This window comes from Chryseobacterium sp. CBo1, from assembly GCF_001693475.1.
In the GTDB taxonomy this organism is placed as follows: Bacteria; Bacteroidota; Bacteroidia; order Flavobacteriales; family Weeksellaceae; genus Chryseobacterium; species Chryseobacterium formosense.
Genome location: NZ_MAUH01000008.1, coordinates 82585 through 107754, shown reverse-complemented (window position 1 = coordinate 107754; position 25170 = coordinate 82585). Strand labels below are relative to the sequence as shown.

The window sequence follows — 25170 nt, the reverse complement described above, 5'->3', positions numbered from 1 at the left end:
CTATTCACTTTTTTCTTCAAATTTATTATTATCTCCTTTTTTCTCTTCGTCTTTGTTGCCAGTTTCTTCTTTTTCCTTTATTTCATCGGAGTCAAAGAGAATTCTTACAGCTGGTGATTCATCATCTTCAAACTGTCCTTTTCTGGCGAAAACTATAAATACGACCAGAAAAACCGCAGCCAAAGAAACGCTGCAAAGGATCATTAAATATAGAATATCCATTTGACAACAAAATTAACCTATTTTCGGGGTTCAAATTTAGTGAAAAATAATGACATTCATCACGAAATAAGGTTTTCAGCTAATTTAAAATCAGTCTAAATAAGGGCTTTTACGCCTGTTTTTTGAAATATTTCTTCCCGAGGATCCAGGTTGAAACTGTTGTGAAAGAAATGACAGTGATCGAACTTGCTGGCATAATTAAAGCGGCAAAAAGAGGATTCATATTTCCAGATACAGCATAGGTTAAACCCACAACATTGTACAGGAAGCTGATCAAGAATGTTAATTTTACGATGGTAATCGAACCTTTACATACATTCAGATAACGGTCAAGCTGAGAAACTTTTTCGCCATTCATAATAACATCGGAAGAAGGTGTAAAGCTGTTGCTGTCGTCAGAAATTGCAATTCCCACGTTGCTCTGTTTTAAAGCTCCTGCATCATTCAATCCGTCTCCAAGCATGATTACTTTTAAGCCTTGATTTTGAAGGTTCTGGATGTAGTTCAGTTTGTCTTCCGGGTTTTGGTTAAATGCCATTGAGCTGTAGCTCGGAATGATGTCTTTAAGCTGATTTTCCTCAGAAGAATTGTCACCACTAAGAATGAAAATTTTATAGTTCAACAGCTTTTTGAAAAGATCTTTCAGGTTTTCCCGGTATTCGTTTTTGAAGATGAATTTACCAATAAATTCATTGTTTTTACTGATGTAAACAGCGGTCTCGAGATTTTTAGACTCCTGATTATTGTATTTTGCCGAACCAATCTTGTACATATTTCCTCTTACGGTTGCTTCGTAGCCTTTACCTGAAATTTCCTCAAAATGATCAACAGGGAAATATTCATCCTGAACTTCCAAAAATTCATATAAAGATTTTGAAAGCGGATGATTGGAGTTTTTAACCAGACTTTTAATGTTCAATAAATCAAATTCCTGAATTTCAGAACCTTCGTATTTGATGTTTGATTTTTTTCTATGGGTAATGGTTCCTGTTTTATCAAAAACCAACGCATTCACTTTTGCAATTTTTTCAATGGTCAGAGTATCTTTTACATAGAATTTGTTTCTGCCTAAAATTCTCATAATATGCCCGAAAGTAAATGGAGAAGACAAAGCCAATGCGCACGGACAGGCAATAATTAGTACCGCAGAAATTACCTGAAACATGGTTTCAAGATCGATGAAATACCAATAAATTCCTGCAACCAAAGCAATTCCTAAAATAATGAATGTGAAATATTTACTGATGTCGTTGATTAAGGTGTCAAGTCCGGTCTCATGCTTTTTGAATGCTTCTTTGTTCCAAAGCTGGGTAAGGTAGCTTTGATCCACGTTTTTAATCACTTCAAGCTCTAAAGAAGAACCAACCTGTTTACCTCCGGCAAAAATTTTATCACCCGGATTTTTCGTAATGCTTTCGCTTTCGCCCGTGATAAAGCTGTTGTCGATATTTCCGTTTCCGCTGATCAGAATCGCGTCAACCGGAATAATTTCCTGATTTCTTACTAAAATCCGGTCACCGATTTTAATTTCAGAAAGCAAAATGTTTTCCTGTTTTCCATTAAAATCTACTTTGGTTACCGCGATCGGATAGAAAGATTTGTAATCTCTGTCATAAGAAAGCGAGCTGTACGTTCTTTTCTGGAAAATTTTACCCAAAAGCATGAAGAATAAAAGCCCACAAAGTGTATCGAAATATCCAGGACCGTAATCGGTGGCAATCTCATAGATGCTTCGTCCAAAAAGAACGAAAATTCCCAAAACAATCGGAACATCGATATTCACAATCTTGTTTTTTAAACCATACCAAGCTGATTTATAATAATCTGAAGCAGAATAAAATACAACCGGAACGGAAAGAAGAAACATCAGAATTCTGAATAATCCTTTATAATGATCCATCCAGAAATCTTCACCACCAATATATTCGGGGAAGGCTAGAAACATTCCGTTTCCGAAAGCAAATCCAGCAATTGCCAGTTTTACCAATAAAGATTTGTCTAGATTGTCCTCGTTTTTATCAGCGGTCTCAAGATTGATGGCAGGTTTATAACCAAGATTTGTTAAAAATTTAGCTAAGTCACTTAATTTTAAATGATTATGGTTGAAAGAAATCTGTAAGGTCTTTCTTGTGAAATTCACCTGAGAATAATGAATGTCTTTATTCAGTGTGTGAAGACTTTCTAAAAGCCAGATGCATGACGAACAATGAATAACCGGAATTCTGAAAGTTACTAAACTTGTATTTCCTTCCGAAAAATCTGTGATTCTGTCGAAAATTTCAGGCGTGTCGAGATAATCATAATGTGAAGCATTTTCATCCGGACGGATTCCCGCTCTTTTATTGAGTTCATAGAAGTTGCTGAGATTATTGGTATTCAGGATTTCATAAACAGATTTACAGCCTGTACAGCAGAAAATTTTTTCATCGAAAGAAATTCTCTCTTTTTCTATCCCTTGTCCGCAATGAAAACAGTTCTCGCTCACCTTCATAAATTATTGAGTCACAAAATTATAACAATTTTTTTTTGTTTATCGATTTAAAATGTTCTATTTTTGTGACAAATGTCATAAAAATGTCGCAGGAACAACAAATTGCTATTGAAGAGAGATTTGCAAGAGTTTTTAACGATAAATCATTTAAAGAAAGGTTAACCAGTGCAGATTTTGATAAGTATGTGAAGGCAAAAAAGAGCCTTACTTTTCAAAAGCACGATATTATTTTCGAAGATGGTGAAACTCCGAAGGGAGTTTATTTTTTGGAAAAAGGTGCAGCCAAACTTTCTAAATCAGGAGCTTTTGGTAAAGATCAGATTTTAAGATTTATTAAAGAAGGGGATATCATTGGGTATCGTGCGTTACTTTGTGGCGAAAATTTTCAGGCAAAGGCCGAAGCAATGACGGATGTGGAAGCTACTTTCCTTCCTGCTGAAATTTTTATGGATTTACTTGAAGTTGATTCACAATTATCTTTCGTTATGCTTCAGAAGATCTCTTACGAATTGGGAGAATCTTCCAACACGATTACATTCCTTGCGCAAAAAACGGTAAGAGAAAGACTTGCTGAAATTTTATTACTTCTTGAGCAGAAATTAGGCACTGATCCGGAAGGATTCATCAAAATATCTTTAACAAGAGAAGAGATTGCCAACATCATCGGAACAGCTACCGAAAGTGCAATTCGTCTGATTTCTGAATTTAAAGGAGATCAGCTCATCGAAGTAGATGGTAGAAATATAAAAATTCTCAACCACGACAAACTCATGAAACTGGGTCACGTGGTTTTATAGAAATTCAAAAAATATAAGTCGGCTCAGTGCCGACTTTTTAACTTTTAAATAATCATAAATAGTATGTCTGTTCATTCTGAAATTAAAAAAGTTACGACCGAAACCTTGCGAAAAATGAAATTCGACAAGGAAAAAATAACAATGCTTACTGCTTACGATTTTACAACCGCGAAAATGGTTGATGCAGGTGGAATTGATGCAATATTGATCGGAGATTCTGCTGCGAACGTCATGGCTGGTTTTGAAACAACGCTTCCCATTACTTTAGATCAGATGATTTATCATACGCAAAGCGTTGTGAGAGGAACCGACAGAGCTTTGGTGATTGCTGATCTTCCTTTCGGAACTTACCAGAGTAATCCGGATATTGCTTTGGAATCTGCCGTGAGAATGATGAAAGAAGGTGGCGCTCATGCCATTAAAATAGAAGGCGGAAAGGGAATTTCTAAATCGATTAAGAAAATCATCAATGCCGGAATTCCGATTATGGGACATTTGGGATTGACTCCGCAATCGATCTATCAATTTGGCACCTATAAAGTAAGAGCAAAAGAAGAAGCAGAAGCTGAAAAATTAATCAGTGATGCAAAATTGCTTGAAGAGCTAGGTTGTTTCGGAGTTGTTCTTGAAAAAATTCCGGCTGATCTTGCAAAACAGGTTACAGAAAGTATCTCAATTCCCACCATCGGAATCGGGGCGGGACCTCATTGTGACGGCCAGGTTTTGGTTTATCATGATATGGTTGGGATGAATAAAGGTTTTTCGCCTAAATTCTTAAGAAGATATTTAGATTTATATACAGAAATTACAGGAGCTGTTTCACAATACGTAAAAGATGTGAAGAGTGCTGATTTTCCTAATCAAAATGAAAGCTATTAATGGACAGGAATAATTTGCAGACCGCACAGGGAATCATCTCTATTTTGGCAATTATTTGTCTGGCTGTGGGATGGTTTAAAATCTTTCCGGGAGATATTAATTATTTTTTATCGGGAAGATTATTTTATATTTTAATCGGCATCAGCTTTATTGTTCAGGCGAGAATGTTGACATTGATCAATCCTAAATTTGTTTACCCTTTATACGCCGCAGCAGGATTGTGTATTATAGGAGCTTTTTTACCGGTTGATTCAGGTCTTAATGTGATGAAAACGATTGGTCTTTTGGTTGGGGTTGTCATTTCTTTTATGAGCAGATCACAGTACCGTCAGTAATTATGGAAGAACAAATCGTCTACGAAGACAATCATCTTTTAGTCATCAATAAAAAAGTCGGGCAGCTCGTTCAGGGAGATAAAACCGGAGACGAATCTCTGCTCGATTCTATTAAAAATTTTATTAAAAAAAGAGATAACAAACCCGGAAATGTTTTTCTGGGTTTGGTGCATCGTATTGACCGGCCGACTTCAGGTTTGGTTATTTATGCTAAAACATCAAAAGCACTTTCAAGACTTACTCAAATGGTGAAAAATCGTGAGATTGAGAAAACGTATTGGGCGGTTGTGGCTAAAGAAATGATTCCTCAAAGTCAGAAATTGGTTCATTATTTAAAGAAAAACGAGAAAAATAATAAAGCAATTGTTTTTCCAAAAGCGACTGATGGAGCGAAAGAAGCTATTCTTACCTATAATATCATTAAAACGTTAGATAATTATCTTTTATTGGAAATTGATCTTGAAACAGGAAGGCATCATCAGATAAGAGCCCAATTATCAAAAACGGGAGTTCCGATCAAAGGTGATTTGAAATATGGTGCTCCAAGATCCAATCCGGATGGCGGGATCAACCTTCATGCAAGAAAGCTTCAGTTTATTCATCCTGTTACCAAAGAACCGGTAGAAATTGTTGCTCCGGTTCCGCAAAATGATGCGATTTGGAGGGCTTGTGAAGAATAGAAAATTTTGAAAACAAAAATAATACAAGCGGTTCTGAATTTCAGAACCGCTTGTATTTAAAGTAGATTTCTCAATTTCAAATCTCGAATCTCAAATCTCAAATCACAGTTATTGTCCTTGTTGCAAAATTCCGCCATTGCTGTCACTTTGCGTTGTGTTTTTGATCATATTCGGATCTTCTTTAGCAAGCTTATTTTTGGTTGGAATTTTGTAATTCACAGAGATTCCGAAACTTCTGCTGTCAAATTTATTGGATGTAAACACTTTTCCACCCAAAGAATTGGCTACGATGACACTTTTATTCTGATTAAAAATATCTCTTGCATAAAGTGAAAGATTAAGACGATCGCTCATAAATTTTTTAGATATGGTAATATCCAAAGCGTTGTTTAATGGTTTTTCAATTTCAAAATAATAGAAATTTCCTCCTTTTGGTATTACGTTGTAATTTGCCTGAAGTCTGATGTCTTTTGGTAAAATAAACTGTCCCATCAAGCTGAAAATCCAGAATCCTTTAGTCTTAAGATCCGGCATTTCCTGAATCTGATAACCTGTATAAACATACAATAAATTCATTTTGTCAGGATTCACATTAAATTTCATCAGCTCGCTGAACGGTGTCGTGAAAAGCATGAACGGAATAGGCATTCCTAAATTAAAATTATGCGTTCTGATGCTGTTGACTTGTACCTGTTCGTTTGTGATTAAATTATTTTCTCGGGTAACTTTCTGTACAATTTGGTTTTTTACCCAGCTTGTGTTATAGCCGATGTAAGCATAATCAAATGCGCTGATCTTGATCTCTGCATTGTCATAAATCGTTGGCTGAAGATTCGGGTTTCCGCTCGAATTTAAAGTTTCGGTACGAAGCACCGTGTTATTTGGGTTCAGAAGCGAAACACTTGGCAAACTGATCTTTTTGTTGTAATTAATATTTACAAAAAGCTGTTTCATCAGGTTATATTGCACACTTGCATTTGGAAAAATCTTGAATTTTTTAAACGGATTTAAATTATCCTGTTTTACAGTCCCGTTATCATCAAGCACTCGGGTAACTCCCGTGATGTCATAGTTTTCAGCTCTTGCTCCGGCAATGAAATCAAATTTTTTCAAAGTTGCCTGAAATTCAAGATATGCAGAAGCTGTCTGTCTTGTATAATCAAGATTCACCAGATTTCCGTCTTTCGTTTCAAAATTCTGCTGGTCATATAAACCTCCGAAACTCATTTTTCCTTCGTCAAGAATTTTCAAAGGCTGTGAATAATCAATCCGGAAATTATATAGATTGAATAACGAAGAATTGTTTAGTGAAGTCTCCCCAAACTGATCAAATTCAGAATTGCTGTTGGTGTAAATTGCTTTAAAATCAAGCTTTTTATTTTTATCATCAAATTTCTTCTGATAGGTTGCGGCAACTTCCTGTCTTAAACCTTTAGAATCACTTGTTAAATTTGATCTTGTTACCTCATTTAAAAATTGGTCAACTGTAACCGACGAGCCTCCATTATTATGATTGATGTCGTAATTCAGCAACAATCTGTCTTTTCCAAGATCAAATGTGAATGCAGAATTCAAATAATACGTTCTTCCCAAAGAATTGGATTGGTTTCTGCTTAATGCATCAAACTCAGAAAACGATAAGCTTTCGCGGTAATACTGTCCTAAATTTACCTGCCATCCAAACCATTTATTCCTTGAATTTAGCGAAAGTGAATTATTAAATCTGCTTCTGTATTTATCGTAATCTGAAAAACGGTAACCTCCGTTATAAACGGCAGTAAGATAATTTTTCGCTGACTTGCTTGTGATGATATTCAAAATTGCTCCGCCGGAAGTCGCCGGAAATTCTGCGCCGGGTTGTGTGATAATTTCAATTCTTTCGACCGAATTTGCAGGCATTCCTTCAAGAAAAGCGTTCAGCTCATTGCTGGAAATATTTAAAGGGCGACCATCCATATAAACATCAAGCGGTTTTCCCTGATACATCATTCCTACCATGTCTGAAACAACAAGACCCGGAAGTTTTTTTACCCCTTCCATTAATGATCCGGAATTTAAGCTTGGCTGCTCAGAAAAATCAAAAATCGTACGGTCTGCTTTTTGTTCAACGGCTTTTTTAGTTTTAGTAATAACTACCCCTTCGATTTGTTTTTCTTTTTCTGTGGCTTCTTTGTTGTCTTTGGTTTCCTGTGCAAAACCAAAAACCGAACCTAAAATTGAAAGCGTAAGTAATGTTTTCTTCATGATGTGAGTTAAAAATCTATTCAGTTAGACGCCGAAAAATCAGTTTTGTTACAAAATCTTATTGTGCTCTGTCTTTTTCATCAAATTTGATATTTTTTGTATTGACTTTCTTTTTGTTGTTTCCTAATGTATAATTTACGCTCAAACGAAAACTTCTTCCGTCCCAATAATTATTGAAATGCTGACTGTTGTCGCTGAAATATATGTTTCCACGGTATTTTTGGGCGAAGATATTGGTTACAGTTGCATTAATCTGAAGCTGTTTTTCCATCAGAGAAATTTTTATTCCCGAATTTAAATTAGAAAAATTCTGAAAGGAAGAATTTACATTTTTATAAGGCAAATCCTGGCTGTAATTAGCGAAGAAGAATAATGTTTTGCTTTTGTTTAAAGTGAATGTATTATTAAATGAATAGCTTAAAGAATGCCCTTTCCAAGTTTCAGCTTCAATATTGTAAACTTTTGAATCGGTTAGTGAACCGTTTACCGAAAGACTTGCTTCCCAGAATTTGAAAAATTTATCGGTGTATGAAACATTAAATCCATAAAAATTATTATCATAATAATTAAGATAAGTTCCTATTTGTGAAAGCCCGTCAATCATAGATATTTGTCCGAAACCATTTTTTAGTTTTAAATAATAAATACTTGCGGAAAATTTGCTGTTGTAAGTATATCCGAGCTCTAAATTATTGATATAAGACGGCGTTAGCAGAGGATTTCCGGATGAGTAAGAGTACGGATTTGAATACCATCGGAAAGGATTCAGGTTGCTCATGCTTGGGCGGTTGATTCTTCTGGAGTAAGATAGATTGAAAATATTTTTATCTCGTTTGTAAGAAACGAAAGCCGACGGAAACCATTGTCCGTAATTGTAAGAATTACCTGTGTTTGTTGATGGTGTGAAGCTTTGTGCATGCGTATTTTCGTAACGAAGTCCTGCTTTTGTTTCCCAGTGTTCACCGAAACTTTTCGCATAACTCACATAAGCAGCATAGTTTTCTTCTTGATAATTAAACAAATTGGCTCTCTGCAAATCCGGAATATATTGGTTATTGATAATGTTAAAATATTGAAGATCGGTAGAGTTTTTAAACTGATTGAATTTTAATCCGGTCTCGATGGTTCCGAATGAAAAAGGTAATTCTAAGTCGCCCTGTAAAGAGAAAACCTGTGGTGAAATAATGGAAGTTGTTTTTACATCCTGAACGGAATTATCATTCACTTTCAAAGTTGAGAAATTTACATCTGTATCCGAATTATTTTTGAAAAAATTCCCTGCGAAGCTCAGTTTTTTTCCTAATGTATCTAACTTTAAATCATAATAGGCACTCAAAGTGTGGGCTGGAAGTTTTTCGCGATGGAAGGTTTGGGTCAAAAGATTTTCGACTGTTGAATCTGGATTTATATTTTTTGTTTCATTGACGATGTTCATCCCCGATTTCTGATGAGCATAAATGTATTCCACCCCGATTTCAGAATTTTTATTGAGCTTGTACGAAAGATTTAGGTTTGGTGTCAATTCATTCCACATATCTTTTCTCACCGACCGGCTGTAGTTTTGCGTGGCTCCTAAAATGATATAGTTTTCTTCTGAGCGTTTGGCACTGTCGTAATAATTGAACTTTACACTACCACTAAATCTTTCAGTTTGATAATTAAGTGTTCCGCTGTTGCTAAAACCTGAATAGGTTCTTTGAATTAAAGTAGAATTGATATTCCCGCTGAAACCAAGATTCGGATTTTTTTTTAAAACAATATTGATCAGTCCGCTGTTTCCCTGAGCTTCGTATTTTGCTGGAGGAGTTGTGATGACCTCTATTTTAGCGATATTTTCAGAACGAATTGTTTTCAGATAATTGAGAAGCGCTATTCCTGAAAGATTCAGCATTCTTCCGTTGATCATCACATTTACACTGCTTTTTCCGGTAATAGAGATATTTCCAAGATTGTCATCTACTTTAAGCATTGGTACATTGGCTAAAGTTTCTGCCCCATCCATTCCTTGTGATGCGATTGATGCTTCAACATTGAAGATCAGTCGGTCAGCTTTTCTTTCTAGAAGTGCTTTCTTCTTTCCATTAATGGTTACCGTTTCTATGTTTTTTATTTGTAAAGAGTCTTTTTTTTGGGCATATGAAAAAATAGATAATAGTGAAGCAGCAATAAGGAATGTCTTTTTCATGAGGTTGATTATTTTTTTTGACAAATTTATATCTCACCCTTATCAGACAAAATGTCGTTTCGACCAATAAGGAGATATGTCGGTTTAAAATATTTTCGTCGGGAAAAAACGGAGGTTCATAGATTTGAAAGTTTTAGATAGGCTTTTGTATCTATTTTTGGTCAATGAAAAATATAATTCTTCTTATAAGTATGATTTTACTGCAGCTCTTTGCAGGCAATCACAAAGTAGATGTTTGGAAAACAATTACAATAGCTCCAAACGGAAGCATTGATATTGATAAAGTAAAAGCGCCGGTAACTTTAGAAATAAAGAATCTTTCAGATGAAAAGATAAATTTGGTTTCTGATATTAAAATACCTGCTGAAATTTCAGGTAAGTCTGAACTTAGATACAGATTGCCTAAAAAAAGCAGTTTAAAGCTGGAGAATAAAAACGCAACTTCGGTTTCAATATATTTGCATTATTACTCTTCTAAAAGTATTTTTATTAACAACAAAGAATTAAGATGAGAGCAAAGCAAATTTTATTTTTACACATTTTTTATTGGATTCTTAATCTAATTTTTTCCATCGTCACCCCGGTTATAGCCGGTAAAACAGAGTTCTTCGTTTTGAATGTTACTTTCTTTGCGGTTAGTTTTATTGCTTTTTATATCAATTATTTTTACATCGTTCCGTTTTTTTTCAATATTAAAAAACTCTATTTCACGATTTTCGGTTTTTTTGTAAGTGTAGGTTGTTTCGTATTCTTCCGTTATATGGTAGAAGAATTGATCTTGCCTCTTTTCATAGGACATGGCAATTATGCTGAAGGTACTTCGCTTTTGTATTACTATTATGATAATGTCTTTTATAGTTCTACCACGCTGTTCATCAGTACTGTGCTGTCTTTGTTCAATATATTTTTTAAAAGAGAAGAAGAACGGCAGAAATTGATCGAAGAAAAAAAATATGCCGAACTCAAAGCTCTGAAAACTCAGATTAACCCTCATTTTATCTTTAATTCGCTTAATAATATTTATTCTTTGGTATTCCAGAATTCTGAAAAAGCTTTGCCTGCGATTGAAGAACTCAGTAAGTTATTGCGGTATTCAACCAAAGATTTAGAGCAGGATTTTATTCCTTTGGAACGAGAAATCGGTTATGTGGAAAGTCTGATTGAGCTGGAAAAATTAAGAATCAAAAATCCTGAGAAAATTATAATTTCAAATCAAATTAAAAATCCTGCTTTGAAAATTTCACCGATGTTAATTGTTCCTTTTGTTGAAAATGCTTTTAAGCACGGTGATTTCAGAGATAAAGGTTTTGAAATGAATATTTCTGATGAAAATAAAATTCTGCATTTTTATCTTTTAAATTATAAAAAAGAAAAGATGAAAGATTCAGTCTCAGGAATCGGAATTGATAATGTCAGAAAACGTCTTGAGATTTTGTATCCAAAAAAGCATGAACTCAAGATTACGGAAACCGAAGCAGATTTTACCATAGATTTAAAGATCGATTTGAAGAATGAAGAAAATTAAATGTATCGTCGTTGATGACGAACCTCTTGCTGTGTCACTGATTGGAAATTATGTGGGAAAAGTTCCCTTTTTAGAACTTGTTTTTTCTACCGAAAATCCTATTGAGGCTTTGGAATTTATTCAGAAAAATGAAGCAGAACTTGTTTTTCTTGATATTCAGATGCCTGAAATAACAGGAATCAACTTCATGAAAATTGTTGGTGATAAAATGAAGTATATTCTCACAACAGCCTATTCTGAATACGCTTTGGAAGGTTATGAGCATAATGTAGTGGATTATCTTTTAAAACCGATTTCTTTTGACCGTTTTAATAAAAGTATCCTTAAAGCTAAGGAACGTTTTCCTTTGGATGATGCTAAAGAATCAGGGCATTTTTTTGTAAAATCTTCCGGACAGCAACATCGTATCAACTTTAATGAAATCCTTTATGTGGAAAGTATCAAAGATTATGTCAACATCAAAACTGAAGCTCAGGAATACATTGTTTTAGACACTTTAAAATCCTTGGAAAACCAGCTTCCTGAAAATTTCAGAAGAGTGCACAAATCTTTTATACTAAATACAGAAAAGGTGAAAAGTATTGGTTTAAAAAAAGTGATTCTTACTTCTGAACAGGAAATTCCGATTGGAGAAAGCTATAAAATGAATCTTCTGGATAAGATAAAATAAAAAAGCAACTTCAAACTGAAGTTGCTTTAGCAATAATATAAAAATTAAATTCTAATTTTCCTGTTGTTTGATTAAATTCAAAGCAGAACCTGCTTTAAACCAATCAATTTGCTGATCGTTATACGTATGATTTGCCATGACAATATCTTTAGTTCCGTCTGTATGAATAAACTCTAAAGTCAGTTGTTTTCCCGGAGCAAATTGTTCCAAATCCAAAAAGTTTACCACATCGTCTTCCTGAATCTTGTCGTAATCTGCTTCATTGGCAAATGTAATTCCCAACATTCCCTGTTTTTTCAGGTTGGTTTCGTGAATTCTCGCAAAAGATTTCACCAAAACAGCTTTCACACCTAAATGTCTCGGCTCCATGGCAGCGTGTTCTCTTGAAGAACCCTCACCATAATTTTGGTCTCCCACGACAATTGAAGGAATTCCTGCTGCTTTATATTGTCTTTGTACAGCTGGAACTTCGCCGTATTCTCCGGTCAGTTCATTTTTAACCTTATTGGTTTCCATGTTGTAAGCATTTACTGCTCCAATCAGCATATTATTTGAAATATTATCGAGGTGTCCTCTGTATTTCAACCAAGGTCCTGCCATAGAAATGTGGTCGGTTGTACATTTTCCGAAAGCTTTAATTAAAACTCTCGCTCCTATAATATTTTTTCCATCCCAAGCCGGGAATTCCTCCAATAACTGAAGCCTGTCAGAAGTCGGACTTACCTTCACCTCAACAGTAGAACCATCTTCGGATGGAGCCTGATAACCATTATCATCTACAGCAAAACCTTTTGCAGGTAACTCAAATCCTTTAGGCTCATCTAATCTGATTTGCTCTCCGGATTCGTTGGTTAAAGTATCTGTAATTGGATTGAAATCTAATCTTCCTGAGATAGCAACTGCAGCCACCATTTCTGGCGAAGCTACGAAAGCGTGAGTATTTGGGTTTCCGTCTGCTCTTTTTGCAAAGTTTCTGTTGAAAGAATGAATAATAGAGTTTTTCTCTCCTTTTTCAGCACCTTCTCTGTCCCATTGTCCGATACAAGGTCCGCAAGCATTGGTGAATATTCTTGCGTTCTCAAATTTTCTGAATGAATCTAAAAATCCGTCTCTTTCTGCGGTAAACTTTACCTGCTCAGAACCTGGATTGATACCTAAAATTGCTTTAGGTTTTACTCCTTTAGCAACAGCATCTTCCACTATAGAAGCAGCTCTTGATAAATCTTCATAAGATGAGTTGGTACACGAACCGATTAGAGCCCATTCCACTTCAAGAGGCCATCCGTTGGCTTCAGCTTTTGCTCTGAATTCAGAAACCGGTGTTGCTAAATCCGGAGTGAAAGGTCCGTTTAAGTGAGGTGTTAATTCAGAAAGGTTGATTTCAATTAATTGATCGAAATATTGCTCTGGGTTTGCATACACTTCAGCATCACCTGTTAAATGTTCAGCAATTTTGTCAGCAGCATCTACAACATCCTGTCTTCCTGTAGCAGCCAAATATCTTCTCATCGAATCATCATATCCGAAAGTAGAAGTTGTTGCGCCAATTTCAGCACCCATGTTACAGATTGTTCCTTTACCTGTTGCTGAAAGAGATTCTGCTCCTTCTCCGAAATATTCTACGATGCATCCGGTTCCACCTTTTACCGTAAGAATTCCTGCTACTTTCAAGATAACATCTTTTGCGGAAGTCCAGCCGGACATTTTACCGGTTAATTTTACCCCGATTAATTTTGGCATTTTCAATTCCCAAGCCATTCCTGCCATTACGTCTACTGCATCTGCACCACCAACTCCGATGGCAACCATACCTAAACCTCCTGCATTTACCGTGTGAGAGTCGGTTCCGATCATCATTCCTCCCGGAAATGCATAATTTTCAAGAACAACCTGGTGGATAATTCCAGCTCCCGGTTTCCAGAAACCGATTCCGTATTTGTCGCAAACCGAGCTTAAGAAATTGAAAACTTCTGAATTTTTATTGATACCTTCCTGTAAATCTGCTTCTGCACCGACTCTTGCCTGAATAAGGTGATCGGCGTGGGCGGTTGAAGGAACGGCTACTTTGGCTTTTCCGGCCTGCATAAATTGTAAAAGTGCCATCTGTGCAGTGGCATCCTGCATGGCAACTCTATCCGGAGCAAAATCTACATAAGAATTTCCTCTTTCATGTTCTTTTGTTGCGTTGCCTTCCCAAAGATGGGTGTAAAGGATTTTTTCTGAAAGTGTTAATGGCTTACCTGTGATTTGTCTTGCTGCTGCAATTCTTTCAGGATAACGCTCGTACACTTTTTTGATCATGTCAATGTCGAATGTCATATCTATTTTAATTTTTCTTTTTCAATAAATTTTCCCGGTATTTTTAATTAAAACTTAAACCGAAAGTTCTTTTTAGTAATTCATCAAAATCTGTTCCTACCAGTTATGGTAAACATAAATAAGATGTATGATGAATATTTTTTTCAACTATCAAGTTAAGGAAAAATAAAATTGCTGTTATTGACATAGGTTAAAATAATCTTAATCATCCTAAAATGGAAAGATTCTAAACAAATTAGCGTTTGAATAAACTAACGTATATTTTTAAGAATTGACTAAAAGTACTGTATATTTGATATTATCCATAGTACCTAATCAATGAAATCTCTTAAACTCTATCAGTTTTTTTTATTTGTTGTAATTTTTTTCAATACTAATGCGCAAACTTTCAAGATTTATCATAATGAAATTTTACTAAATACTGTAAATGTTTTCAAGCCAGCATCGAGAATCGAGATGATAAGCTCGTTAAAATTCAAAAATGAATATTATTCAATTTTTCAGGAAAGTGAGTTGTATTATTTGGGGCATTCTCAGAACTATTTGGTGAAATTTGACAATAATGGAAACATACTGTTGGTAATAAAGTTGCCTGAAAAACTATCCAATAGTTACCTGGATTTCTTTGAATTAAATGACAAGTTATATGTGCAGGATCAAGATAATTCAAGATACGTCTTTGATTTTGTTATGAATAAATTTTTAGAAACTTCAAAAGGGAATGATCTTGTTTATGAAAATACAAATTACAAAGTCTTTTATAAAAGCTTTGGAGAATGGGGTGAAGCGACTTGGTTTATCAATAAAAAAGACAAATCTGAATATTTCACAAGTAAGGATGGGAAAGATGTGAATTTCTTAAATGGAAAATTTTATATTACAAATCTTAGTTCAATATGGGAAATTGAAAATCCAAGAAAACTCGATAAATGCGAACCTGATCAATATTATGATGTAATTAATAATAAAAAGTTTGGAATGTTTACTTCCTATGATAATGATAAGGGAATTAATCTAATTTTCAAAGACACGGTTGTATATGATTCTTATGATCCAGGGACTCCAGTTGGAAGTTTAAATTATGCTTTTGTAACTTCCTTTGTCACGAATGATAAATTATTTCAAATTACACAATTGAAAGATAAGACAGCGATTACAAGAATTAACAACGGTAATGTTGAAGTGGTCTACAAATTTGATGAGAAATATAATTTTTTTTCTTGGCGTAATCAATTCAGAAATACGGAAAACAGTAATAAATTTTTAAAATTTAGAAATGGCTACAATTCGTTTGGTTTTTTTGAAGCTGAAAGAGAAGATGTGAATATAACAAAAGTACAATTCGAATATGATACTTTGCAATACGTTAAATCTGATAATATTGTAAGCTTAATTTCTATTCTTGCTCAAAGAAATGAAGTTTCAAAAAACGATATTGTTGGCTTTGAAAAGTCAACAAAAGGAACTGATTTACTGAAATACAAGAGTAATATTAACCACAACTATTATTATCCAAGAAAATACAAAGATGTTAATGTTCAAACCATAAATTTTTTAAAATCTGAGAACGAAATTTTAACACAAAACATAGACTATTTATTCACAAAAAAAGATGAACAATTAAGGGCTATTTACATTGATTATGATCAGACATTATATAACAATACTGTCGGAAAAAATTATTTTCCAATCAGAAATAATAATGTTGATTTAAGTGATGAAAAATTCAAGGAGAAACACAAAGAAATTCGTGAAAAACTAAATGAAATTGGACAACAGATTGTTGTAAAGCCTAGAGAAAACAAAGGGACATATGAGTCGTGGATTATTAATGGATGGCGTTTTAATCTTTATAAAATCAAACCTAAAGATATTTACGGAGTAACACTTTTAATTTGTAGAGAAGAAGATTTTAATGAAAATGATTAACAAAAGTACTAAACAAAAAATGGAAGACTTCAAAAGAAATCTTCCATTTATATTTAAAAGGTCTTTCGACTTTAATTTAAAATCTATTAATGACCAACGGTTACCAATTCTTTAATCGATGGAACGAAAGTTGTCAAATCGATTCCTTCAACCGCAGCTTTGTATTCCTCAATGCTTGGAATTCTTCCCATAATTGCTGATAAAACAACAACCGGAGTTGAAGCCAATAATGATTCTCCTTTTTTACGTTCAGAATCCTCAACCACTCTTCCTTGGAAAAGACGCGTAGAAGTTGCTAAAACAGTATCTCCTTTTTCAGCTTTTTCCTGATTACCCATACAAAGGTTACAACCAGGACGCTCAAGGTACATCATATTTTCATACTGCGTACGAGCTTCGCCTTTAGGAGCATTATCATTAAATTCAAAACCAGAATATTTTTCTAATAATTCCCAGTCACCCTCAGCTTTTAATTCATCAATGATATTATAAGTAGGAGCCGCAACGACCAACGGAGCTTGGAACTCTACTTTACCGTTTTTCTGTTCAAGATTTCTCAACATCTGAGAAACAATTTTAAGATCTCCTTTGTGAACCATACAAGAACCTACGAAACCAAGATCAACTTTTTTCTCACCACCGTAGAAAGTAAGATCTCTGATCGTATCGTGCGTATATCTTTTAGAAACGTCGTCGTTATTTACATCTGGATCAGCAATCATTGGTTCAACGATAATGTCTAGGTCAACCACTACTTCTGCATAATATTTTGCATTTGCATCCGGAGTCAAAGCTGGTTTGTCACCCGTCCTGATTTCCTCGATTCTTTTATTTGCTTTGTTGATTAGACCTTGAAGAACATGATTATGATTATCCATTCCTTTGTCGATCATAATCTGGATTCTGCTTTTCGCAATTTCCAGTGATTCAATCAAAGTATCGTCTTCAGAAATACAGATAGAAGCTTTGGCTTTCATTTCTGCAGTCCAGTCTGTAAATGTAAACGCTTGATCAGCAGGAAGTGTTCCGATGTGGACCTCGATAATTCTACCTTGGAAAACGTTTTCTCCATCAAATTGCTTCAACATCTGAGCCTGAGTTGCGTGAACCACATCACGGAAGTCCATGTGCTCTTTCATGTCTCCTTTGAAAGTCACTTTCACAGATTCAGGAATCGGCATTGAAGCTTCACCTGTTGCCAAAGCAAGAGCTACTGTTCCGGAGTCAGCTCCGAAAGCAACCCCTTTAGACATTCTTGTGTGAGAGTCACCTCCAATGATGATTGCCCATTCGTCAACCGTAATATCATTAAGAACTTTGTGAATAACGTCGGTCATTGCATGATATTCACCTTTCGGGTCACGAGCTGTGATCACTCCGAAATCGTTCATAAATTTCATTAATTTAGGGATATTCGCCTGCGCTTTTTTATCCCAAACCGAAGCTGTATGGCAACCTGACTGATAAGCTCCGTCTACGATTGGAGAAATCACGGTTGCAGCCATAGATTCTAATTCCTGAGCAGTCATCAAACCTGTTGTATCCTGAGAACCAACAATGTTTACTTCTACACGAACGTCTGAACCTGCATGTAATAATTTACCTTCAGTAACACCTACTGCATTTCTGTTGAAGATTTTTTCAACAGCCGTCAAACCTTGTCCTTCAATAGAAATTTCTTTAGAAGGAGCGAAAACTGTCGGCGCTGTAATTCCTAAAGTTTTTGCCGCAAAAGTCTGGATTTTTTTACCGAAAACGATGGCGTAAGAACCACCTGCTTTGATAAATTCTAATTTTTGAGGAGTAAATGATTTTGAAATATCTTTCAGTTCAGTTTCTCCGTTGTATAATTTTTTTTCTTTGGTATTGATTGTTAGAACAGTTCCTGTAGCAACAGAATATTTTTCTTCTAAAACAATGTCACCATTTTCATTACGAACAGGGTTTCCGTTTTCGTCAACTTTTTTCACCCAGTTTTGTAGGTCAATACCGATACCTCCGGTTACATCAACTGTCGTTAAGAAAATTGGAGAAATACCGTTTGTTCCAGCTACAATCGGAGCGATGTTTACGAAAGGTACATAAGGACTTGCCTGTTTTCCTGTCCAAAGCGCTACGTTGTTTACACCCGACATACGAGAAGAACCAACTCCCATTGTTCCTTTTTCAGCGATCAACATAACACTTGCATCGGGATGTTGAGCCTGTAAAGCTTTGATTTGTTCCTGAGCTTCAGGAGTAATCATACATTTTCCATGCAATTCTCTGTCTGAACGAGAGTGCGCCTGATTTCCGGGAGACAATAAATCAGTAGAAATATCACCTTCACCAGCGATGAAAGTAACCACTTTGATTTCTTCCGCAACTTCCGGAAGTTTAGTGAAAAACTCTGCCTTTGCATAGCTTTCCAAAATATCTTTAGCGATAGCGTTACCCGCTTCGTAAGCTCCTTTCAAACGAGCTGTATCAGCATCATACAAATAAACTTGAGTTTTAAGAACTTCAGCAGCCTGTTTTGCAACAACTTCATCATTACTTAAAGCCAAATAAAGTAAAACTTCAATTGACGGACCTCCTTTCATGTGAGATAGAAGCTCAAAAGCAAAAGCCGGAGTGATTTCTTCAACCACAGATTCGCCAAGAATAATTTCTTTTAAAAATTTAGCCTTTACACCTGCAGCACTTGTTGTACCCGGTAAAGTATTGTAAATGAAAAATTTTAGAGAATCAGTTCTGTGCTCGTTAGCTGTGTCTTTAATCTGCTCAATAATTGCGCTTAGCAATTCAGCACCGTCGATTGGTTTTGGGTGAAGACCCTGTGTTTTTCTTTCCTCGATTTCTTGGATGTAATCCTGATAAATATTCATAATGATAGAAGTCTTTTCAAATTTAAATAGACCATAGAACAATGTCGTGTTTAATCCTTGCGGTATTTGTAGCGAATGAGCTATAATCTGTAAATTTTAAGTGTTGTTTGATTTTGTTTTTAAACCTATTAAAGATGGCGGTTCCTATAACTGTAATGTCAAAAATCAATTCTTTAAAATGTTTTTCTATATCAAACACTTAAAAATGTTCCCAAAAATACGGAATTTTAATTTTTTTTTTGGTTTAAATTATTTAGATTCTATATAAATATCAATTTTATATTTTCTATTTTTGACACAAAATACATTGAGTGATGATTTTAGGAAAACTGAAACTTGGATTTTTTATAACATTAGCTGTTTTTGCTTCTGCTCAGTCTAAGTATTTGAAAGGTAAAGGTTTAGCTAAATCGAAAACTGCTGTTTCTTCAAAGGTTTCAAAAAAATCGGGATCTGATTTACCGGTTGTTAATGAAAATATACCATTGCTGATTCCGCAAAAAAAGAACGGAAAATCTGGTTTTGTTAATCAGAAGAGCCGATTTGTGATTCAGCCGGAATATGATTTGGTGATGTTTTTTGGTGAAGACTGTAATCTTCTGAACTCTCCGAATGAGAAAATCAGAAAGTTCGGAACTAATGATTTTGCAACTGTTGAGAAAAACGGAATTACTTTCAGGATCAATAAATCCGGAAAAAGGGTCTATCAGTATAAAAATGATGATTTGGGAAAGTGTAATCTTACGTTGCAGAAAGCATTATTCCATGCCTATATTCTTCACGGAAAATATGGGATTATTGAAGATTCAAAGTTTAAAAATCCTTCAGATCGCAGCCAGTTTGCAATTTATCCTGATTATCAGTATCTCTATATTATGGAGGGAGATGATGTTGCCAATCCTATGATTGTTGCCACTTATAATGATAAATTTGGAGTGATTGATGTCAATAATAAAATTGTAATTCCTTTTGAATATTCAGATATAAAAAGAAATTACAGCTGGAAATTGGGAAAAATGTTTGAAGTAACCAAAGACGATAAAAATTATTATTATATCGATTCCGACAACCGTTCGTATTAGATTTAAATAAAAATTTAGACGAAAATGTTTTCGTTGATCTAGGTTTAAATATTTTTTGTAATTTTGCCGCTGAAATTAAAGGGGTGCCCCAATCGGAGCTGAGATTATACCCAATGAACCTGGAACAGGTAATGCTGTTTAGGGAAATTTGAAAATGAGCAATGAATAATAAGCAATTAGTAATACAATAAATTACTTATTACCAATCACTCATTACTTATATCATAATCGCCCCTTTTATTCCATTAAATTTTTAAAATTTATAAGAATGAAAGGATTATTTTTTTTAGGACTTACCGCAAGTTCACTGAGTTTTGCACAAACTCACAATTCCGATTCTCTGAAAGCCAGAGATATTGAAGCTGTAAACTTCACCAAAAGACTTCCTGTCGCAAAAGAAATCATCAATGTTCAAAAAGATGTCGACAGTAGAAATCTCGGACAGGATTTACCGATTCTTCTGAAAAATCAAATCTCAATTATTTCAACTTCCGATGCAGGAAATGGTGTAGGATACACCGGTTTTAGAATTCGTGGAGTTGCCGGAAGGGGAATTAATGTCATGATGAATGGCGTTCCGTTCAATGATTCCGAAAGCCAGGGAACTTTTTTTGTGAATGTTCCGGATTTAACGAGCTCTGCGTCGCAAATCGTTATTCAAAGAGGAGTTGGAACTTCCAACAACGGTGTTTCTGCCTTCGGAGCGAGCATCAATGTGATTTCAAAAGAACCGGAAGACAAGTTTTATTTTAAAACAGATGACAGTTACGGTTCATTCAATACCTACAAATATTCTGCGGAAATAGGTTCCGGAAAATTCTGGAAAGACCGTATTTCTGTGATGGGAAGATATACCAACATTCATTCTGACGGATATATTGATAGAGCTGCTTCGGATTTGAATTCTTACAACTTCACTGCTTTATTTGAAGAAGGAAAAACAAAACTTCGCCTGATGGCTTTTGGCGGAAAAGAAAAAACATACCAAGCTTGGAATGGCGTAGACAGACAAACCTGGGAAACCAACCCAAGAACCAATTTGTCAGGAGCAATTTATGATGCAAACTGGGAAAATGTAGTTGGTTTTTATGATAACGAAACGGATAATTACAGACAAAATCACTATCAATTACTTTGGGAGCAAGGTTTAAACGAAAAGTGGAATCTTGAAACAACGCTTCATTACACAAAAGGAAGAGGCTATTATGAAAACTACAAACAGGGTGATCCTTATGCAAGATATAATTTGCCTGATTTTAACGGAAACGAATATTCAGATTTTATCAGAAAAAAATGGCTGAATAATGATTTTTATGGGATCGTTTCTACGTTATATGGGAAATTCAACAATCTGGATCTGAATTTTGGAGTTGTTGGAAACCAATATTACGGAAGACATTATGGAAACGTGAAAGATGTTTTCTTTGCTGAAATTCCGCAACATGAGTATTACCGAAATCGTTCGGTGAAGAATGAAGTTGCAGGTTTTGCAAAAGCTTTGGTGAAAGTAAATGATTTTGAATTCTTCGGAGATTTGCAATTGAGAAATATCGATTATGACACCAAAATTTTAATGGAAGGTGATGGTGAAGGTGCAGATCTGAAAAAGAACTGGCTGTTCTTCAATCCGAAGGCGGGAATCAATTATAGATTAGGAAACGGAAAAGTATTTGTTTCTTATGCTCATGCGCAAAGAGAGCCGAACAGAGATGATTTAATTTCCGATAATGATGTTAAAGCAGAGAAACTGCACGATTTCGAAGCGGGTATTGAAAAACAGTTTGGTCCGGTTGCTTTTACCGCAAACCTTTATTATATGTATTATCTGAATCAGTTGGTTTTAAACGGACAGATCAGTAACATCGGAGAATTTATCAGAACCAATTCCGGGAAAAGTTATCGAAGAGGAATTGAGGTGGGCGCTTTGGCGAAACTTTCAAAACAATGGGAAGTTTCCGGAAATGTAAGTTTAAGCCAGAACAAAAATCAGGATTTCAGAATTGAAAATGAAAAAGGAACAACAAACCTTGGAAATACAGAAATCTCTTTTTCACCTAATGTTATTGCCAATTTAAGTTTGAAATTTAATCCCACGAAAAACTTTCAGTTCTCTTTGATGAATCAGTATGTAGGAAAACAGTATCTGGATAATACGGAAACTGCCGATTTACAGCTGAAGGATTATCTTCTTACAGATTTTAATGCACAGTATCAGTTTAAAATTTCGAAACACGATGTTGCTTTGAAGCTTTTGGTAAATAATATTTTCGATCAGAAATATGTGAATAACGGTTATGTTTATAACGGTCCGATTTATTTTGCTCAGGCAGGAACCAATTTTATGTTCGGAATCAGCTGGAAGATTCAGTAATATAATAAGACACCATTTTACATTTTATATAGTAGTTAGATTTTCTAATTAAATTTTTTTAAGACTGTTTCGGCAGTCTTTTTTATTAGATTTAAATTTAAAATTAAATAAAATCTGTGTAAATCAGTGTAATCTGTGGGAGACTAAACAACAATATTCATTTATGATTTTAACATTTTAAACTCAAAATAAATCTCTCAAAAAGTCACGAAAAAGTCATAAATTTGCGGTCAAATGAATATTTCAGCTTACATTTTAGAATATCTGAAGCAATTCGGAACAGTTGTAGTTCCGCAGTTTGGTGTTTTCTCACTCGAAAATTCCAAGGCAGTTATCAATTCTGAAAACGGAAGTATTCTTCCACCTTCAAGCAAGATTGCTTTTCATTCAGATTATCAGGTTGCGTCGGATGATCTGGTCAATTTTATCAGTACTCAGAAAAGTGTGTCTAAAAATTCTGCTGAAAGCGAACTTCAGGTTCAGACCGATTTCTGGAAGAAAAAGCTTCAGGCAGATCAGGTTTTAGAAATTAATAACCTCGGAACGATTTATATTGAAGACGGTCATTTGACATTCAACGGAAACCGTTTGGAATCCGATCATCCGGATTTTTATGGTTTGGAAGAAATTCGCTTTTCGGATATTAAAAATAATGAAAGTACGATTCCGACGGTTGACAGAGAAAAAGATTACAAATTCAACAAATCTATTTTGTGGATTTTTCTTTTCATCATTCCTGTTTTGGGAATTTTATATTTCGGTTATACGCAACAAGAGTTGATTTTCGGTAAGAAATCATTCGACAGTGTTTCTGTGCAAACCACTACAAAAAGAATTGAAAAACCCGTTCCTGTAAAAATAGATTCGGCTCAGATGAAAATTGCAGATTCTATTAAGCAGATTCAATTGAAAAAAGATTCTTTAATTCAGGATTCTATTAAAAAAACAGCCGTGAAATCTGTGAAAATTCCGGCAACTCAAAAATCAAAACCTCAATGGCAAAAATAAAAAAAGCGTCAGAATCGCTTACAGTGATGACGAATATCGTTCTTCCGAATGATACCAATCAACTTAGAAACCTTTTCGGTGGAGAATTGTTGGCAAGGATGGACAGATGTGCATCAATCTCAGCAACGAGACACTGCGAGAGAAGAGTAGTAACAGCTTCTGTGAATCACGTTTCTTTCGATCATCCGATTCCCGAAGGCGGAATTGTAGTAATGGAATCTAAAGTTTCCCGTGCTTTTTCAACTTCAATGGAGATTTATGTGGATGTTTGGTTGGATGATCCGATTAATCATAAAAAAATCCAGACCAATAAAGGAATCTATACTTTTGTAGCGGTGGACGAATTCAACAGACCGATTCCGATTCCTGATATGGAGCCGGAAACAGATCTTGAAAAAGAAAGATTTGCTGCAGCCTTACGAAGAAAAGAATTATCTCTGATTCTTTCAGGAAGAATGAAGCCTACAGATTCTGTGGAACTGAAAAAATTGTTTGCAGGAGATATTGAACAATAATTGACAACGGAAGAATTTTTTTCTTCCGTTTATTTTTAAATGTAAGTTACAAAAATGAGAATCTTATTATTAGATAAAAACCATCCTCTTATCACCGATCAGCTTTTAGACAAAAACTTTATTCTGGAAGAAGACTTCACGTCTTCTTATGATGAGGTTTGTGCTAAAATTCAAAATTATGATGGAGTAATTATTCGCAGCAGAATTCCTTTAGATAAAAATTTCCTTGAACATGGAGAAAATCTGAAATTCATCGCAAGAGTAGGAGCCGGAATGGAAAATATAGATATTCCTGTCGCTGAAAAACTTGGAATTCAATTGATTAATTCTCCTGAAGGAAACCGTGATTCCGTGGCTGAACACGTTATCGGAATGCTTTTAATTTTAATGAACCGGCTTTTCATTGCTTCTCAGGAAGTAAAAAACGGAATCTGGCTTCGTGAAGAAAATCGTGGCGACGAATTATTAGGAAAAACTGTAGGATTAATTGGCTACGGAAATATGGGAAAAGCCACCGCAAAAAGACTTTCGGGTTTTGGTTGTAGGGTAATTTTTTATGATATTCTTCCCAATCTTTCCGATGAATTTGCGACTCAGGTTTCTTTAGAAGAATTGAAAGAAAAAGCTGAAGTTTTAAGTTTACACATTCCTTTGACAGAGGAAACTCACTATTTAATTGACGAAAATTTCATCTCAGAGATGAAAAATGATTTCTATTTCGTTAATACAGCAAGAGGTAAAAATGTTGAAACGAAATATTTAGTTGAAGCTTTGAAATCAGGAAAAGTAAAAGGAGCTTGTTTGGATGTTTTAGAATATGAAAAGTCATCATTCGAAAATCTTGATACTTCGACTTCGCTCAGTACAAGAGAAAATGAAGATTTAAGTTATCTTTTAAACTCAGAAAAAGCAATAGTAACGCCTCATATCGCAGGGTGGACTCATCAGAGCAAAGAAAAACTGGCGCAGGTAATTGTAGATAAAATTGTAGCTGCTTTTTGTTAAGATTAGGAGGTTAAGAAAATTACTCATTTAGGGTGTGAAATTTTAT

The 25170-nt window shown here is 34.8% G+C and carries 19 protein-coding genes and 1 riboswitch; of the genes, 13 read left to right on the top strand and 6 right to left on the bottom strand.

All coding sequences use genetic code 11. The features are described from left to right. Both ccoS and BA768_RS07025 read right to left on the bottom strand, forming a co-directional pair. The gene (ccoS, locus tag BA768_RS07030) at nt 1-222 is read right to left on the bottom strand and encodes a cbb3-type cytochrome oxidase assembly protein CcoS (protein ID WP_034672713.1); all 222 of its coding nucleotides are present in this window, start codon (nt 220-222) and stop codon (nt 1-3) included. A gap of 109 nt (nt 223-331) precedes the next feature. Then, on the bottom strand, nt 332-2707 hold the full coding sequence (locus tag BA768_RS07025; RefSeq protein WP_185114193.1) for a heavy metal translocating P-type ATPase: 2376 nt from the start codon (nt 2705-2707) through the stop codon (nt 332-334). Between the two features lie 89 nt (nt 2708-2796). Here BA768_RS07025 and BA768_RS07020 point away from each other — a divergent pair, with 89 nt between their 5' ends. From BA768_RS07020 to BA768_RS07005, 4 genes are all read left to right on the top strand, one after another. Continuing rightward, on the top strand, nt 2797-3510 hold the full coding sequence (locus BA768_RS07020; protein WP_065720232.1) for a Crp/Fnr family transcriptional regulator: 714 nt from the start codon (nt 2797-2799) through the stop codon (nt 3508-3510). Between the two features lie 63 nt (nt 3511-3573). Next, a complete protein-coding gene (panB, locus tag BA768_RS07015) occupies nt 3574-4389 on the top strand; it encodes a 3-methyl-2-oxobutanoate hydroxymethyltransferase (RefSeq protein WP_065720231.1) in 816 nt (271 codons plus the stop codon). Beyond that, on the top strand, nt 4389-4724 hold the full coding sequence (locus BA768_RS07010) for a hypothetical protein (protein WP_065720230.1): 336 nt from the start codon (nt 4389-4391) through the stop codon (nt 4722-4724). The genes panB and BA768_RS07010 overlap by 1 nt, the downstream gene beginning before the upstream one ends. Further along, the gene (locus tag BA768_RS07005; RefSeq protein ID WP_065720229.1) at nt 4724-5404 is read left to right on the top strand and encodes an RluA family pseudouridine synthase; all 681 of its coding nucleotides are present in this window, start codon (nt 4724-4726) and stop codon (nt 5402-5404) included. The genes BA768_RS07010 and BA768_RS07005 overlap by 1 nt, the downstream gene beginning before the upstream one ends. Nucleotides 5405-5512: 108 nt before the next feature. On the opposite strand, the gene BA768_RS07000 is transcribed toward BA768_RS07005, so the two are convergent. Continuing rightward, nucleotides 5513-7648 carry an outer membrane beta-barrel protein gene (locus BA768_RS07000; RefSeq protein ID WP_065720228.1) on the bottom strand — a complete coding sequence of 712 codons (2136 nt, stop codon included), beginning with the start codon at nt 7646-7648 and terminating at the stop codon, nt 5513-5515. 58 nt (nt 7649-7706) lie between these two features. Further along, nucleotides 7707-9833, bottom strand: a complete 2127-nt coding sequence (locus BA768_RS06995; RefSeq protein WP_065720227.1) for an outer membrane beta-barrel family protein — start codon at nt 9831-9833, stop codon at nt 7707-7709. A 164-nt stretch (nt 9834-9997) separates the two neighbouring features. On the opposite strand from BA768_RS06995, the gene BA768_RS06990 reads away from it, so the two are divergent. From BA768_RS06990 to BA768_RS06980, 3 genes are read left to right on the top strand one after another with little or no spacing between them, the layout of a single operon-like run. Further along, nucleotides 9998-10345, top strand: coding sequence for a hypothetical protein (locus BA768_RS06990; RefSeq protein ID WP_065720226.1), 348 nt, complete (start codon nt 9998-10000; stop codon nt 10343-10345). Further along, the gene (locus BA768_RS06985) at nt 10342-11358 is read left to right on the top strand and encodes a sensor histidine kinase (RefSeq protein ID WP_065720225.1); all 1017 of its coding nucleotides are present in this window, start codon (nt 10342-10344) and stop codon (nt 11356-11358) included. The genes BA768_RS06990 and BA768_RS06985 overlap by 4 nt, the downstream gene beginning before the upstream one ends. Beyond that, nucleotides 11345-12028, top strand: a complete 684-nt coding sequence (locus BA768_RS06980) for a LytR/AlgR family response regulator transcription factor (RefSeq protein ID WP_065720224.1) — start codon at nt 11345-11347, stop codon at nt 12026-12028. Before BA768_RS06985 ends, BA768_RS06980 begins: the two co-directional genes overlap by 14 nt. A gap of 51 nt (nt 12029-12079) precedes the next feature. Here the strand turns inward: BA768_RS06980 and BA768_RS06975 are convergent, their stop codons facing one another. Then, nucleotides 12080-14347 carry an aconitate hydratase gene (locus BA768_RS06975; protein ID WP_065720223.1) on the bottom strand — a complete coding sequence of 756 codons (2268 nt, stop codon included), beginning with the start codon at nt 14345-14347 and terminating at the stop codon, nt 12080-12082. 546 nt (nt 14348-14893) lie between these two features. Between BA768_RS06975 and BA768_RS06970 the strand changes: the two genes are divergently transcribed. Beyond that, the gene (locus BA768_RS06970) at nt 14894-16276 is read left to right on the top strand and encodes a hypothetical protein (protein ID WP_165601777.1); all 1383 of its coding nucleotides are present in this window, start codon (nt 14894-14896) and stop codon (nt 16274-16276) included. Nucleotides 16277-16362: 86 nt separating this feature from the next. On the opposite strand, the gene BA768_RS06965 is transcribed toward BA768_RS06970, so the two are convergent. After that, the gene (locus tag BA768_RS06965) at nt 16363-19143 is read right to left on the bottom strand and encodes a bifunctional aconitate hydratase 2/2-methylisocitrate dehydratase (protein WP_065720221.1); all 2781 of its coding nucleotides are present in this window, start codon (nt 19141-19143) and stop codon (nt 16363-16365) included. Nucleotides 19144-19457: 314 nt separating this feature from the next. Between BA768_RS06965 and BA768_RS06960 the strand changes: the two genes are divergently transcribed. The 5 genes from BA768_RS06960 (at nt 19458) to BA768_RS06940 (ending at nt 25124) form a co-directional block, all read left to right on the top strand. Then, nucleotides 19458-20225 (top strand): WG repeat-containing protein, encoded by a 768-nt coding sequence (locus BA768_RS06960; protein WP_051882510.1) that lies wholly within the window; start codon nt 19458-19460, stop codon nt 20223-20225. 70 nt (nt 20226-20295) lie between these two features. Then, nucleotides 20296-20389, top strand: a riboswitch (TPP riboswitch). A 104-nt stretch (nt 20390-20493) separates the two neighbouring features. Continuing rightward, on the top strand, nt 20494-22596 hold the full coding sequence (locus BA768_RS06955; protein ID WP_065720220.1) for a TonB-dependent receptor: 2103 nt from the start codon (nt 20494-20496) through the stop codon (nt 22594-22596). A 234-nt stretch (nt 22597-22830) separates the two neighbouring features. Beyond that, nucleotides 22831-23604 carry a hypothetical protein gene (locus BA768_RS06950; protein ID WP_065720219.1) on the top strand — a complete coding sequence of 258 codons (774 nt, stop codon included), beginning with the start codon at nt 22831-22833 and terminating at the stop codon, nt 23602-23604. Continuing rightward, nucleotides 23592-24119, top strand: a complete 528-nt coding sequence (locus BA768_RS06945; RefSeq protein WP_034672672.1) for an acyl-CoA thioesterase — start codon at nt 23592-23594, stop codon at nt 24117-24119. The genes BA768_RS06950 and BA768_RS06945 overlap by 13 nt, the downstream gene beginning before the upstream one ends. Nucleotides 24120-24173: 54 nt before the next feature. Then, nucleotides 24174-25124: a 2-hydroxyacid dehydrogenase gene (locus BA768_RS06940; protein ID WP_065720218.1), complete on the top strand. Its 951-nt coding sequence runs from the start codon at nt 24174-24176 to the stop codon at nt 25122-25124. Nucleotides 25125-25170 lie beyond the last annotated feature (46 nt).